The organism is Methylicorpusculum sp. (assembly GCF_030651835.1).
In the GTDB taxonomy this organism is placed as follows: domain Bacteria; phylum Pseudomonadota; class Gammaproteobacteria; order Methylococcales; family Methylomonadaceae; genus Methylicorpusculum.
In genome coordinates this window covers 1-13,674 of record NZ_JAUSBX010000144.1, presented here as the reverse complement: position 1 = coordinate 13,674, position 13,674 = coordinate 1, and the positions used below count along the sequence as shown (strand labels likewise).

Sequence of the window (13,674 nt, the reverse complement as noted above, 5' to 3'; positions counted from 1 at the left end):
AATTGAATCCGATTATGAACAACTTTTAGCTAATCGTCAGCATTTTGAGTTTTCCATAAGCATTTACAAATAATAGGTCCTTCGCCGTTACGCCAAGAATTGCCGTAACGGCGGCGATTTAACCTGTAAGGTCGCGGTTAAGCGCCGACACGGCGTTGCCCGGTCCGGCTCACGTTGGTACGACTGCTCTGATCGGAAACCCGCTGCTGACCGCTATTGTTGCGTGGATTATGATGACTTTGCTTCGCCTGCGGTTTCTGCTCGGGTTGTTTCCCATGGCTGCTATTCGATCTGGCACCATTAGAAGACCGAGATGGCCGCTGTTGACGCTGCTTGAAAACCGGTTCGGATTTGATAGTGGGATCCGGTGTAAAACCCTCAATCGCCTCCTTGGGAATTTCGTGTTTAATCAACCGTTCAATGTCGCGTAGAAAATCACGCTCGTCGATACAAACCAGAGAAACCGCTTCCCCTTCATTTCCGGCGCGTCCGGTGCGGCCAATACGGTGAACATAATCTTCAGGTATGTTAGGCAGTTCGAAGTTGACGACATGCGGCAATTGATCGATGTCCAGTCCGCGCGCAGCGATATCGGTAGCGACCAAAATACGAACGGCTCCACTCTTAAAATCGGCAAGGGCTTTGGTGCGCGCGCCCTGGCTTTTATTGCCGTGAATAGCCGCCGAACCTAACCCGTCACGGTTGAGTTGTTCGGCAAGCTTGTTGGCACCGTGTTTAGTACGGGTAAATACCAGCACCTGACGCCAGTTTTGTTTACTGATCAAATGAGACAAAAGCTCATGTTTACGAGTGCGGTCGACCAGATGAACGACCTGGCTGACTGTTTCTACCGTAGTGTTCCTGCGGGCCACTTCGATCTGCGCAGGGTCATGCAGCAATCCGTTGGCAAGCTGGCGTATTTCATCGGAGAAAGTCGCCGAGAACAACAAGTTCTGACGTCCGTCGACACCAATAGGCGGCAACAAAGCCAGAATTTTGCGGATATCGCGAATAAAGCCCATATCCAGCATGCGGTCAGCTTCATCCAGAACCAAAATTTCCAGATGCGATAGATCGACTGTTTTCTGAGCGATGTGATCAAGCAAACGACCGGGCGTAGCAATAACGATTTCGGGGCCTCTGCGCAATTGCGCAATTTGAGGATTGATACTCAGACCACCGAAGATAACCGTTGACTTGAATGAGAGATATTTACCATAGGTAGCGACACTCTCGGCAACTTGCGCAGCAAGCTCGCGGGTCGGGGTAAGAATCAGGGCCCGAACAGGGCGGCGATTGCCAAGTGGCTTGCGGGTATGTAATCGATGCAACAAGGGCAGAGTAAAACCGGCAGTTTTACCGGTACCGGTTTGAGCACCGGCCAATACGTCGCGTCCCTCAAGAATCGCTGGAATGGCCTGAAGTTGAACCGGAGTTGGGGTGGTGTAGCCTTCTTCGGACACAGCACGGACTAATTCGGCCGCTAAGCCGAGTTCTGAAAATAACATTATGGATAAAGCTCCTGGAATGGCCTAACCGGGGAATACCCTGGGTCAGTCTAGGCGGAATTCGTGTAGGGTGGATGAGATCGAAGTGTACCGGAAGAGGTGACCGCGAGGAACACCGCAGACTGAGCGATGTAATGAAGAACATTGTAACAGACCGGACAGCCCTTACCTCGGCTTTTTTTTAAGAATAAGGGTATGTCTGGAAATAAGGTCCTGGTGATTTCGTTTTATTACATCAACAATTCTCTATTTGATGATAAAAGGGGAAGCGTCAGCTTTGCGAGAACGGGTTTACGACGTTCCTCGCAAGGCTTACGCCAACCCACAACGACAGATAAAAGTTTAAACTGGAAAGTGCTGTTATTACCTGAGGATTACGCCCAAAAGAATTTCGTGAAGACGTAATGCCAATCGTCAAAAGGATCGTCCTGAGCGTATCAAAGGACAAATAGCTCTCTGCAACAGCCCTGTTGCAGAAGCCTTTTTCAATCAACCACCTACACCCAATAAAATGGGATGGGTGAGCTGATACCTAAATCTTGAGTGAGTGCCGGCCAAAACTAATTCGTATAGTTGTATTTAATGGCTAAACGGGTCAGTTCCACATCGTTTTTAACATGCAGTTTTTCGTAAAGCCTGTATCGATAAGTATTGATTGTCTTATCACTAAGCGTCAGTAATTCCGACATCTCTTTAATTGATTTGCCGTTCAAGATCATCACCACAACTTCTGATTCGCGTTGAGACAAACGGCTAAACGGCGAATTATCATCAGGATCCAAGCCCCAAAATGCCATATTTCTGGCTACTTCGGAGCAAAGATAACGCTCCCCTTTCATGACACTCCGGATGGCAACGACCATTTCTTCAAAAGGCGAGCTTTTTGAAATAAATCCGGCAGCACCCATTTTCATCAGTTGCTGAGGAACAGGGCCGTCATTGAAAACAGAGAGTACTATCACTTTTATGGCGGGAAAATCCAGTAAAACCCTCCGACTGGCCTCAGCACCCCCGATTCCGGGCATACTGATATCCATCAAGACAACATCCAACTGATGAACTGCAAGCAGCTCAAGGCATTCCTCTCCTGAACTGGCAACGGCAATTACACAAATATCCCCGGTCCCATTGAGCAAAGATTCAACACCCGAACGAACTATTTCATGATCATCGACAAGTAACACTTTAATCATAATGCCTGAAATTCTCCTGATGAGCTTCGCTACTTGAAAATTCTGATAATCTTGGGTGCTGCGGACTCATAGTTTGCCAAAATCAGCTTGATATATCAATTTTTGTCGAATGACTTTGGATACCAGGAATAGTGTTTTCCCTGACCAACAATTCTTTACAACTATTTTCTGTTAAAAAACACGCAGTTCGGCCTGATTGACCCGCGTTTTTTAAACCATCGCCATTTTACCCCTTCACCCGTCGCTACATTTATTCGATACTATCTACATAATACGGACTGTCTGTTATCATCAAGCCATGAACAAATTCGACCTATTCAATTACACAGCGCATAAAACCCGTTCGCTCAATTATTCAACCGCATTAGGGTTGATATTCAGCTTGCTTTTATTTTTATTTATCGTCTTTGTTGCCGCCAACGATGCCCGGTCATATCTGAATCTTTACGGACTTTTCATCGTCGTGATAGGAACCATTGCCGCAGTTTGTCTGAGCTACCCGCTGAGAGACATTAAACAAGGCATCAAATCAGTTAAATTGATTTTCCTTTATGAAAGCCTGAACCCCGAGAAAGAGGCGGAAGAAATAATCTCTGTTTCGAAAATGTGGTTTAACCGGAATTTTGTCGCAATAGAGAACGTTATCGACACCATCAATAATCCTTATCTTAAAACCGGATTTCAACTGGTTGTCGATCAAACACCCACTGAAGACATTTTGTCTTTATTAAAATGGCGAATCGCCAGACTCAGAGCCCAGGAAAAAGCAGACGCCAATATTTTTCATAGTATGGCCGGGTTTTCTCCGGCTTTCGGCATGCTCGGCACGCTGGTTGGCCTGATTAACATGCTGGAAATAATTGATCTTAGAGACGTTGGCGCGATGAGTTTGAATATGGGCGTCGCGTTGATCACGACTTTTTACGGGTTGATTTTTGCCAATCTTATCTTCACACCCATCGCTCTCAAACTGGAAAGACGCACCGAGCAACGCATCATGATCATGAGCATGATCATGGAAGGCATTACGCTGATCGCGGAGAGACGGAGCCCTTCATTCGTTCGCGAAACCTTGCGCTCTTTTATCGTACGCTATGAAAATGAACTTAATAACAGCTCAGACTAATCGCGCAAACGCCTGTATTTCCGGTCATCGCCATGAACAAAGACCCTTTCCTTAAGCTCCAGTCCTCCAAAATAATGGAAGATCTGTTGAATGATCCGGACCCATCCACCCGGCAAAACTGGCTGCTCAGCTATCTGGACGTTTTTGTATTGATAGTGATGCTGATCATTTCCCTGATTTCAGTCAGTGACTTTAAAACACAAGAAGAAAAAGTGTCTTCTCCACAAAAACCTAAACCTGTTGCGACCAAGCAGCCCGAAGAGGCGATTAAAAAACCGACTCAAAAAATCATCACCGGCGTCGTTACCAAAGCCCAGCCAAGCCCCATTGAAATCGAACACGTCGATTCAGAAAAGCTGACGAAAGAATTATTAACCGCCCCGGCTCCGGCTGAGAAACCTATCGCTCCGCCCATTGAAACTATTGAAACAAAAAGCGAAACACTGCCGGAAATTGAAAACACAGAAAATCAACTGCAAATCAAATTGTCCGAAAAACTGGGTCAATTAGGCCTGGATCAAAAAATCAACCTAAAAGTCACTGAAGACTATGCACAGCTGGAAATTCAGGACAATATTTTGTTTGAGTCATCGAAGGCGGTACTGACTCCCGGAGGAAAAGCTTTGCTCAATAGTCTGTCAGGACTCCTCAATCAGGCGACCGGGCTGATTTTTATTGAAGGACACACCGATAACCGCCCTATTAAAACCAGACAATTTCCAACCAACTGGGAGCTGGGCGCAGCCCGAGCCACCAACGTGTTGCACTATCTCACCACCCAAGGACTTGATGCCAAACGTCTGCGAGCGGTAAGTTACGCCGATACGCAACCGATTGCCGGCAACGATTCAGCCGAGGGGCGCCAAAAAAACCGTAGAGTCAGTTTATTACTGAAAATCCGTGAAAAAGACCTGTAACGCAAAAACTCATGCTATTGCGACTGTTACTGCTTAGCCTCCTGTTTTTGCCGAGACCTGTTTATTCAGAAGTCAACGCCCATGCTTTTCCTGATTTGTTCCAACATCATTTTTTCACGCTTTCTCAGGGACCTGAACTCTTATGCACGACCAGCCATTCCGGGCATTTCAAGAAAGCTCAGTTGCTTGAAATTATTGACTATTACGAAAAGCAGCAACCCGCTTTACGGCAAACAGCGATCGATTTTTTAACCCGCCACTCTCAACCGGAGCATCTAAGTCGTCTGCGAAAGATCAAAAGCGAATGCAAAGAAGATCGAGCCGATAGCCTGTGCGTTTTGGAAAATTATTGGGAAAGCCGCGAAGCAGCGTTACGGGCATTGGCCCTTTTTTATGACACTAAAACGCTGATCAAACACAGCAATGACTTTGATTTACCCCGCTTTGAAGCGGACCATCTCAGATTATTCGAAAAAGCCATTCGTAAAATACCGCCTTTTATGAGGGCGTCCATGACGAAGGCCAAACCGATGAGTCAGCTTGAACAAGCCATTGAAACTCATCATATAAAACCCGCCACACAAGCGTTGATAAGAGAAGCTGCGCCGGACGATGCAGATACTCGATTATGGCTGGACGGGACGCTGCCATTAGCTATCATGCCTGGCCTGGGTTTTCGCGCTCAAGTAGTTGCCCAAGTTTACAGCGGCAGCAACCGCGTTCTTATTACCATCCCCAATTTTGATAAGGCCAAAGAAAAAAACGCGTACAGAGATATTGAACTGACTTATCTGGTCGACTTCAGGCTACCGCTGATGGTGCATGAATTCGCTCATGTCATTGATAATTTTCATTTCTGGGATGGAAAGTCTGAACTGTATTTTTTTCTGTGGTACAAAAAGTTGTCCAGCGATATTGTTAACATCTACTTGATCAAGGATGCCGACTTGGCACTTTGGCCATCAAAATGGTTTGAAGCTTTTGAATTTATGTGGGAAGTCAATAACGGCCGCTACAATGGAAAAATCAATGAAAAATTGGCCGAATTGTTTGCACAATATATTATGATTCCCTTTCAGCTAAAATCACAATCGCCGTCCAGCTACTTATGGCTTAAGGATGAGGTATTTAAAGGGATTGAATATCAGGGGTACGAAGCCTGTATCAACCCCATCGTAAGAGAGCTATCTTTCTGGGAAAAGGCAGTTGCCGCACCCTTAGGGAAAAAGTGAATACTGACCCCGAAAGTTTAACCAATTTTTAAACCGGAAAAAAAACCGACAGCGGCACTGACACCCCGCGAAGTGATTTGCGACAATCGTGACACTAAATAATCTCCGGATTGCTCCGCCATATCTGCCGCACCCTTTGCGGCGTTTTCCAGATCAGCATCACTGATTGAAGTAATACCGTAATATTCAAAAATAAACATGGCTACGATAGCGGCACCACCAACAAACAGGGCCATCTTCAGCATTTTTTTAGCAAAATAACCGACCGCAAGCCCCACAAGAAACGGCCCTCCTATATTGGGGATCATAAAAGCGGAAGAAAGAAAATCGGAACCTTGTGTGCTTAACGCTTGATCTTTCATGGTGTTATGAACTCATTTTCAAAAAAGTGTGCAAATTATACGTCCCGATTGACTCATTTTGCTACTTTCACGCTACAAGCCCTTATCATGGATAAGTTAGTATTCCTCAAAAGACTTTTCCCAGCCCAAAATGACGCCGAAAAGATCAAACCGAGAATTGCTGAAGCTTTGCAGCCCAACAGATTAAAAAAATCCAGTGGTATAATGAAAATTAACGATAAAGCGAATAGAGAACGCCGCAATTTAAGAACTTGTTCTTAGCCAGATAGTCATAAAAAAGCCGCGAGCGGCTTACTTTTTCAATCCTTAAATTAATACCCAAGATACCCATCTGCCGAAAATGAAGAAAACCTATTTCCTGTTAATCAGTGCCCTGATCCCGATTTTGATCGTGATTGCAGTCTATTTAACCCCAACTCAGCAGCAAAAAGCGGGCATTAATCCGCCGGGAACCCTTATCGGCATCGCCGGGGAAACCAGTGGGGCCGAAAAGCCTTGTTCCAACGAACATCCGGAATGGCGGGAAGCGCAAGTCATTGATGGTGTTAGTATTGAAGCATCGCAACTCTGTGAACCGGATAACCCTTATGACATTGCAGCGTCAGTGAAAGGGGTCAATAACTTGTCCATGCACAGTTTGATGCAAACGCACATGGCTCAGGATGCTTTGACAAAAACAGACGATTTGGACGGTGACGGAGACCCTGACGTCATCCACATCAAATTGGAAGTGATTGAACTCAACGGCGCAACGCCTGAAGGCGAGTTTTTGATCAACACGTTCGACATTGCACCCGGCATACAACCCGGATTATGGGTTTACGCGCCCAAATCGGTAGGCATGGGTGTCAAAAATTTTAATTCAACTGTCGCCAATCCCATGCTAAGAGCGCCTTCGCCGGTCATTCGCGTGGAGCAAGGCGACAAGGTGATGATTACGCTGGAAAACACGCATTACTTACCACACACTATCCATTTACACGGCGTCGATCATCCCTGGCATACGGCTAACGGCGACAATGACGGCGGCGAAGAGCACCCGGTGTTTCCCGGTAAAAGCCATACCTATGAAATCCAGACCCGACATGCCGGCACAATGTTCTATCACTGCCATGTCCAGACCGCCCAACACTTTGCGATGGGTTTAAACGGGATGATTGTGGTCGAGGAAAACCGGCCCAACAACTGGGTACAAACGTTTAACATTGGCGCAGGACAAGTCCGTCACCCTTCCGTCGCCGTCAAGGAAACCGCAGATCAGGAATACGATCTGTATTATCAATCGGTGGACAAACGTCTGGCTCAAATCATTCAAAATGCCAATGATCCCAGGCTTATTGCGCATCGGATGTCCCGAGAATATAACATCACCGAATCATTCGAAAATTATTTCATGTTGAATGGACGTTCATTTCCTTACACTTTACGTGAAAGCTTGATCGTAGCCGGTGAGAACGAAAAAATAAAATTGCGGCTGGCTAACGCTCAACGCTCTTCTGTCGCAGTCCATTTTCACGGACATAAGGCGGCAATAACGGCTTATGATGGCGTGGACGCACCGGCGGGGCTACAAATTACGCGGGATGTGTTTGATATAGCTCCCGCACAACGCATAGACTTACTGCTTAAAACGGTCAATGACGGTTTAAACAGCTACGGTCCCGGCCTTTGGATGTTTCATGACCACGTCGAAACCGGAACGACAACGGACGGCATGGAACCGGGCGGTAATATGTCCATATTAGCTTACAAACATTTACTCGATGAACAAGGCATGCCAACCATGCATGACGCTGTCTTTGATCAAGTGTTCAATAAAAATTATTACGCGAAGAAAAAAGCCGTTTGGGGTGAAGGCGACTTTGCTCATTTCCTGGGTGAAGCCGGTCAATTCGCGCCTGATTATCTGCTGATCATCGCTTTCGGACTGGCATGCGGCTTAGCGATAGGTCTGGCTATTTTCCTCGTGATCGTTCTGAAAAGGAGAAACGCCCAATGAAGTTCAACCCAGCACTCAAATTTGTTCTGATCAGCCTTCTGACCTTTGCTTATTCGGGTTTATCAATGGCCATGATGGACCATGGCGGCATGATGATGGACGAAACCGGCATGATCATGAACGCCAACAAGGATAAAGTGCCTCAGGATTGCCAAAAAATTGCCGGGGATGTGGACATTACCATCCGCGCCGGTCATAAACATGCCGAGAAGTTCAATGGAAAAATGTTTGCTTTTGATCAGCAGGAATGGGATGTTGCACCGTGTTCACGCATCAATATCACCTTTATTAATGACGATCAGATTCGCCATCAATTGATGATTCACGGATTACCCGGCTACCTCTATCCGCAAGGCATGTTTCATCTGGAATTGTATGGAAAAGGAGAACTGAAAGCATCGCTGATTGTGCCTGCTCAGAAAAAAACCTATCTAGTCCATTGCGAGATTCCACAGCACATGGAAAAAGGCATGAAAGCGCAACTCAAGGTCGATGGCGGAGACGTCGATCTCCCCAGCATTCCGGGCATAAGTGAGCCGGTTAAAGCAGACATTTACCCGGTAGACTGGAACAACTCGACATTTGCCGTGCTGTTTTTCTCATGTCTGGTCGGCATTGCCACACCTTATTTTCTGATGCGCTCATTAAAGAAAAACAAAACAGCAGAGTAACTAAGGAACGAGCATGAAACAACTTCTTCAAAGACTGGAAGGGGTTCGGTGGCTCGATTGACAGGTGACGGCGTTAGGGATTGACTATCGTTATTTGACCAACAATAGAGCAATGATAAAACTCAGAATCAAACAAACGCATTTCCAGAAAAGCACTGGATTACGCTCCATGAGTGGCGGGCGGGTTTTATTCAGATAGTCTTGGTTAGGATGGCGCAGGTCAAATATAAACTCGGAGACTTCCTGATAACGCTTGTGCGGCTCGGGATGAACGGCCTTCCTGATGGCTTCATCTATCCATGCAGGAATCTCCGGGCTTTTCTCAAAGAGGGTCTGGTATTTTAATTTCCTTTGCTCTGCTCGGGTTTTGGTTTTGGCCACTTGCGTTCCGTAAGGCAAACTTCCTGTCAGCATTTGGTAAGCGATAACACCCAAAGAAAAAACATCCGAACCCGATGACCCGCTCTCTCCCAGCAAATATTCCGGAGCCGTGTATTGGGCCGTGCCCAGCAAATTGCTACGTTCGATCGGGCTTGTGATTTCCATGATACCGGCCACGCGGGTAGAACCAAAATCAATGATCTTTACCGTGCCGGTCTTGTCGATCATGATATTGCCGGGCCGCAGATCCTGATGGAGCATTTCCAGGCGGTGAAAAGCACGCAACCCTTTGGCTATTTGTTCAACTATTCCGCGCACTGTTTCCAGGTCTGGTTTCGGATTATCGATCATCCATTGCGTCAATGTCTGGCCATCAATGAATTCCATCGCGATATACAGAAAATGGCGCTTTCGGGTCTGTAAGCACGGCTTGAGTACATAGGCACTGTTGATGCGCCTGGCAATCCACTCTTCCATTAGAAAACGTTCCAGATAAGCCGGATCGTCCCTGAGATCAATTGACGGTGTTTTTAGGATGACCGGCCGGTCTGTTTCACTATCCACCACCAGATAAACATGGCTACGGCTGCTGGCATGCACTTCCCTGATAATGGTGTAGCCATCAAAAACTGTTCTTGCTTCCAGAATCGGTGGAAATGGCAATTCGGTTAACTGCTGATACAGCTCTTTGGCATCCTGACTTGGCAACTCTTCAATTCTAACAATCTGAACAGTGAGATTATCCGTACTGCCTAGCTGGTAGGCATCGTCCACAATGGCTTTGGCAGCAGCATCCAGATCATTACCGTACTGATGAATTGCATTGATTATGAAAAGATCAGGGGTAAATTCATAAATACCGTCTGTCGCAAATACGAAAATATCCCCCTCATCGACTGACAGCGTTTGATAATCAATCTCCAGATAAGGATTGATACCCAAGGCACGACTGAGATAGCTTTTGTCCTTGGACAACCAAAACCGGTGATCATGGGTCAATTGCTCAAGCCCGTTTTCATGCAGGCGGTAGATTCGCGTATCACCCACATGAAAAATGTGCGCAGTTGTCGACTTGATAACCATGGCGCTCAAGGTGCACACATAGCCTCTGTCTTTATCGTAACGGTACTGGCTTTGCTGAGACTGCGAATGTAACCAGGAATTGGTTGCCGTCAAAACCCGTTGAGCCGACTTCTTGACCGACCAGGCTTCGGAGGTGCAATAATAATCCTCCAGAAACCCCTTGACAGTCGCTTCGCTGGCAATATGGCTCACGTCACTGCTACTGATCCCATCGGCCAAGGCAATGGCAATTCCTTTTGCACTTAACAGGGGTTCCTTAGGACTGTAAACGCCGTGAAAATCCTGATTAATTACCTTCCGGCCTTTGTCAGAATGCTGCCCTACCGATATTTTTAATTGACCGGACATTTATTCAGGCCAAAGCGGCCTCAATAACTCTTGTAAGGAAGAAATTTGCCGCTCATCACAATCTTGACGCGGTCTCCCTTTGGATCGGGTTCTCGCTGAAGATCCATGCTGAAATCGATAGCACTCATAATGCCGTCACCAAACTCTTCGTGTATCAATGCCTTAAAAGTAGTGCCGTAAACACTGACCAGTTCATAGAACCGGTAAATCAGCGGATCGGTCGGCACCGAAGTAGGTAGCGACCCCTTGTAGGGAACCACTTGCAGTTGCTCAACAGCATCTGCGGGTAATTCCAGCAGATCGCCAATTTTGGCGGCTTGTTCAGCGGTCAGTGTCATCTGCCCGAGCAAAGCGGCTGTTGTCCACTCCTTGCTCTGCCCTATGGCTTCGGCCAGCTGGGGCCAGGTCAGTTGTTTACGCAATTTTTGCAAGATGACTAATTCGGTAACTTCGTTGCGTGTCATGATGAATGCCTTTAAAAATTAGAGCTATTGCTAAGAAGTCTCGGCAATTGAATATCTGAGACTCTGTTATCTTGAAGCGGCTTAGTTAAACGCACGTTTAGGCGCCGTTTTTACATGCGTCGAATATAACGTCAAACCGGTAAATGCTAATCCGCCAACCAAATTACCCAAAACCGTTGGAATTTCATTCCAGACAAAGTAATCCATAATCGAGAAATTACCACCCATGATTAAACCGGATGGAAACAGAAACATGTTGACGACCGAGTGCTCGAAAGTCATGCCAAAGAACAACATAATCGGCATCCACATCGCGATGACCTTACCGCTAACCGTCGTGGAAATCATCGCCCCGACCACACCCGTAGACACCATCCAGTTACACAGCATGCCTCTGATAAAGATGGTACACCAGCCGGCCACGCCATATTTTGCATAGCCCAGCGTACGCGCCTCACCGATACCGGCAAGCTTTTTTCCTACTGCATCGGGCTCAACGGAGAAGCCATAAGTAAACACAATGCCCATCATGACCGCGACGGTTAGCGCCCCTAAAAAATTACCGGTAAAAACCAGCCCCCAGTTCCTTAAAATACCCCCCAGTGTTACGCCCGGACGTTTATCAATCCATGCAAGTGGCGTTAAAACAAAAACACCGGTCAAAAGATCAAAGCCCAATAAATACAGCATACAAAAACCGACGGGGAACAATATTGCGCCAAAGATCGGTGAGCCGGTCTGAACAGTAATGCTGACCGCAAACACGGCAGCCAGTGCCAGTATCGCCCCGGCCATATAAGCCCTGATCAACGTATCTCGGGTAGACATGAATACTTTTGATTCACCTGCATCCACCATCTTGGTCACAAATTCTGAAGGAACTAAATAGGACATAATTTTTCTCCAAATTTAAAATAATATGTATCGTTCAATTAAGAACGCATCTATGAATATTGGTAAATGAACCAAAATAATTTCTATTCCAATCCTGCAATCGCTGAAACTTCTGGAAAGGAAGCGTCAACTAAAGCAAGCATTTTTGGAAACTTCCACTGGAACTGGACCGTAACGCTCTCACGGAACCGTTCGTGTTACTCTCGCCTCATACCACTTTTCATGACCCCGTTAGCTGACATAGGACGTTCTTCCCCCCCTTTTCTGACTACTACCAGGATCGAAGAGAGGCAAGCTGTTGCGTTTCTACCGAGATTTAACTCATGCCCTGCTTTCATCCTCTGGTATTCAATCCCCCTAAATCAATAGTGCCTTCGGCGAACAGCACCGCTTCACCGCCGACCCGGACGGTTAAGAACTCGGTGCCTTTATGATCCATTTCCAGATTGATGACGCTACGCCGCGAGTTCGCATCGCCCCTGTCGACGGCGAAGGTCTGGGTGCCTTTACGGGTGTGTTCGAACGAGCAAAGGTACGCACAAAACGCCGGTAAGGCGCTGCCTACCGGCGGATCTTCGGTGAGCGCGATACGGGGGCCGAATAAGCGCAGGTTGAAATCGGCGTCGGGAAATGGCGATTTCGGTGCGAACAGTAATATTTCCTGGGCGGCGGTTTGCGGGGCTGTGGATTGGCTCCAGGCGCTGTAATTGAAGCGGGCTTTACGCACCGACTCGTACTGCCACACAGGAACGATCAAGTAGGGATAGCCGCAGGAGACCAGGCGGGGTGAGTATTTCTTGTGGTCGAGTTCGGCCTGTTCAAGACCTAAAAAACCCGCCAGTTCGTCATCGGTGGGCGCAAAGCGGTCAACAATCGAGCTGACTTTGCGGGTAAATTGCACAAAATAAGGTTTGCCGTCGCGGCTAGATATATTGGTTTCAACATTCCCTGCATTTTGTTCGAAAATCAGCGAGGTGACCGGGGCCGAGACGTCAATATCACCGCAACTGGCCAATACATAGGCGGCGGCGATGATCGGATGGCCACCGAAATTGACTTCGGCTAACGGGGAAAAAATCCGCATGCGCCTGATCTGGGCATTATTCAGTTTATGAAAAATGAAGACGGTTTCGGATAAGTTCAGCTCTCTGGCGATAAGGGCCATTGTATCGGCATTCAGGCCGTCCGCATGAGGAAACACGGCGATCTGTGCGCCGTTAAAAATGCGCTGGGTAAAAACGTCGGCAATATAATAATGATATTTCATGGGGCATCCTGAACACAGACTGAGACCCGGTTATTGGCGATCCGGGTGGGATAGGTGGCGACTTTGACGGTGTCATCTTCAAAGCACACGCCGGTTGCCAGGTTGAAATGCTGCTTGTACAGCGGTGAGGCGACCATCGGCTGGCCGCCGATATCGCCGATCATGCCGCGGGATAAGACATTGGCCTGGCCAAACGGGTCGAAATTATCGAGCGCGTACAGCGCCTGTT

General features: G+C 47.2%; 14 protein-coding genes. 6 read left to right on the top strand and 8 right to left on the bottom strand.

What is annotated here, in order from left to right:
- Positions 1 to 137 precede the first annotated feature (137 nt).
- Positions 138 to 1,508 carry a DEAD/DEAH box helicase gene (locus Q7V32_RS18355; RefSeq protein WP_304898434.1) on the bottom strand — a complete coding sequence of 457 codons (1,371 nt, stop codon included), beginning with the start codon at positions 1,506 to 1,508 and terminating at the stop codon, positions 138 to 140.
- A gap of 560 nt (positions 1,509 to 2,068) precedes the next feature.
- Positions 2,069 to 2,701 carry a response regulator gene (locus Q7V32_RS18350; protein ID WP_304898433.1) on the bottom strand — a complete coding sequence of 211 codons (633 nt, stop codon included), beginning with the start codon at positions 2,699 to 2,701 and terminating at the stop codon, positions 2,069 to 2,071.
- A 298-nt stretch (positions 2,702 to 2,999) separates the two neighbouring features.
- Between Q7V32_RS18350 and Q7V32_RS18345 the strand changes: the two genes are divergently transcribed.
- Genes Q7V32_RS18345 through Q7V32_RS18335 form a run of 3 tightly spaced genes read left to right on the top strand, consistent with a single transcriptional unit; the run spans position 3,000 to position 5,976 of the window.
- On the top strand, positions 3,000 to 3,827 hold the full coding sequence (locus Q7V32_RS18345) for a motility protein A (RefSeq protein ID WP_304898432.1): 828 nt from the start codon (positions 3,000 to 3,002) through the stop codon (positions 3,825 to 3,827).
- A gap of 32 nt (positions 3,828 to 3,859) precedes the next feature.
- Positions 3,860 to 4,744 (top strand): OmpA family protein, encoded by an 885-nt coding sequence (locus Q7V32_RS18340; RefSeq protein ID WP_304898431.1) that lies wholly within the window; start codon positions 3,860 to 3,862, stop codon positions 4,742 to 4,744.
- Positions 4,745 to 4,755: 11 nt separating this feature from the next.
- The gene (locus tag Q7V32_RS18335; protein WP_304898430.1) at positions 4,756 to 5,976 is read left to right on the top strand and encodes a hypothetical protein; all 1,221 of its coding nucleotides are present in this window, start codon (positions 4,756 to 4,758) and stop codon (positions 5,974 to 5,976) included.
- 17 nt (positions 5,977 to 5,993) lie between these two features.
- On the opposite strand, the gene Q7V32_RS18330 is transcribed toward Q7V32_RS18335, so the two are convergent.
- Positions 5,994 to 6,338: an FUN14 domain-containing protein gene (locus tag Q7V32_RS18330; RefSeq protein WP_304898429.1), complete on the bottom strand. Its 345-nt coding sequence runs from the start codon at positions 6,336 to 6,338 to the stop codon at positions 5,994 to 5,996.
- A gap of 87 nt (positions 6,339 to 6,425) precedes the next feature.
- Between Q7V32_RS18330 and Q7V32_RS18325 the strand changes: the two genes are divergently transcribed.
- The 3 genes from Q7V32_RS18325 to Q7V32_RS18315 all read left to right on the top strand — a co-directional run bounded on the left by Q7V32_RS18325 (position 6,426) and on the right by Q7V32_RS18315 (position 9,008).
- Positions 6,426 to 6,599: a hypothetical protein gene (locus Q7V32_RS18325; protein WP_304898428.1), complete on the top strand. Its 174-nt coding sequence runs from the start codon at positions 6,426 to 6,428 to the stop codon at positions 6,597 to 6,599.
- Between the two features lie 79 nt (positions 6,600 to 6,678).
- Complete coding sequence (locus tag Q7V32_RS18320) at positions 6,679 to 8,337, top strand: multicopper oxidase domain-containing protein (protein ID WP_304898427.1); 1,659 nt, start codon at positions 6,679 to 6,681, stop codon at positions 8,335 to 8,337.
- The gene (locus Q7V32_RS18315) at positions 8,334 to 9,008 is read left to right on the top strand and encodes a multicopper oxidase domain-containing protein (protein ID WP_304898426.1); all 675 of its coding nucleotides are present in this window, start codon (positions 8,334 to 8,336) and stop codon (positions 9,006 to 9,008) included. The genes Q7V32_RS18320 and Q7V32_RS18315 overlap by 4 nt, the downstream gene beginning before the upstream one ends.
- A gap of 90 nt (positions 9,009 to 9,098) precedes the next feature.
- On the opposite strand, the gene Q7V32_RS18310 is transcribed toward Q7V32_RS18315, so the two are convergent.
- The 5 genes from Q7V32_RS18310 to nirD all read right to left on the bottom strand — a co-directional run.
- On the bottom strand, positions 9,099 to 10,820 hold the full coding sequence (locus tag Q7V32_RS18310; protein ID WP_304898425.1) for a bifunctional protein-serine/threonine kinase/phosphatase: 1,722 nt from the start codon (positions 10,818 to 10,820) through the stop codon (positions 9,099 to 9,101).
- A 20-nt stretch (positions 10,821 to 10,840) separates the two neighbouring features.
- Positions 10,841 to 11,284, bottom strand: a complete 444-nt coding sequence (cynS, locus tag Q7V32_RS18305; protein WP_304898424.1) for a cyanase — start codon at positions 11,282 to 11,284, stop codon at positions 10,841 to 10,843.
- An 81-nt stretch (positions 11,285 to 11,365) separates the two neighbouring features.
- On the bottom strand, positions 11,366 to 12,178 hold the full coding sequence (locus tag Q7V32_RS18300) for a formate/nitrite transporter family protein (RefSeq protein WP_304898423.1): 813 nt from the start codon (positions 12,176 to 12,178) through the stop codon (positions 11,366 to 11,368).
- Positions 12,179 to 12,512: 334 nt separating this feature from the next.
- On the bottom strand, positions 12,513 to 13,445 hold the full coding sequence (locus tag Q7V32_RS18295) for a PhzF family phenazine biosynthesis protein (protein WP_304898422.1): 933 nt from the start codon (positions 13,443 to 13,445) through the stop codon (positions 12,513 to 12,515).
- Positions 13,442 to 13,674 (bottom strand): nitrite reductase small subunit NirD (gene nirD, locus Q7V32_RS18290; RefSeq protein WP_304898421.1); only part of this gene is annotated, 233 nt, incomplete at its 5' end. The genes Q7V32_RS18295 and nirD, both read right to left, overlap by 4 nt.

Coding starts and splice junctions, on each gene's coding strand:
- Q7V32_RS18355 (WP_304898434.1), bottom strand. CDS start 1,508: ATGTTATTTTCAGAACTCGGCTTAGCGGCCGAATTAGTCCGTGCTGTG.
- Q7V32_RS18350 (WP_304898433.1), bottom strand. CDS start 2,701: ATGATTAAAGTGTTACTTGTCGATGATCATGAAATAGTTCGTTCGGGT.
- Q7V32_RS18345 (WP_304898432.1), top strand. CDS start 3,000: ATGAACAAATTCGACCTATTCAATTACACAGCGCATAAAACCCGTTCG.
- Q7V32_RS18340 (WP_304898431.1), top strand. CDS start 3,860: ATGAACAAAGACCCTTTCCTTAAGCTCCAGTCCTCCAAAATAATGGAA.
- Q7V32_RS18335 (WP_304898430.1), top strand. CDS start 4,756: ATGCTATTGCGACTGTTACTGCTTAGCCTCCTGTTTTTGCCGAGACCT.
- Q7V32_RS18330 (WP_304898429.1), bottom strand. CDS start 6,338: ATGAAAGATCAAGCGTTAAGCACACAAGGTTCCGATTTTCTTTCTTCC.
- Q7V32_RS18325 (WP_304898428.1), top strand. CDS start 6,426: ATGGATAAGTTAGTATTCCTCAAAAGACTTTTCCCAGCCCAAAATGAC.
- Q7V32_RS18320 (WP_304898427.1), top strand. CDS start 6,679: ATGAAGAAAACCTATTTCCTGTTAATCAGTGCCCTGATCCCGATTTTG.
- Q7V32_RS18315 (WP_304898426.1), top strand. CDS start 8,334: ATGAAGTTCAACCCAGCACTCAAATTTGTTCTGATCAGCCTTCTGACC.
- Q7V32_RS18310 (WP_304898425.1), bottom strand. CDS start 10,820: ATGTCCGGTCAATTAAAAATATCGGTAGGGCAGCATTCTGACAAAGGC.
- cynS (WP_304898424.1), bottom strand. CDS start 11,284: ATGACACGCAACGAAGTTACCGAATTAGTCATCTTGCAAAAATTGCGT.
- Q7V32_RS18300 (WP_304898423.1), bottom strand. CDS start 12,178: ATGTCCTATTTAGTTCCTTCAGAATTTGTGACCAAGATGGTGGATGCA.
- Q7V32_RS18295 (WP_304898422.1), bottom strand. CDS start 13,445: ATGAAATATCATTATTATATTGCCGACGTTTTTACCCAGCGCATTTTT.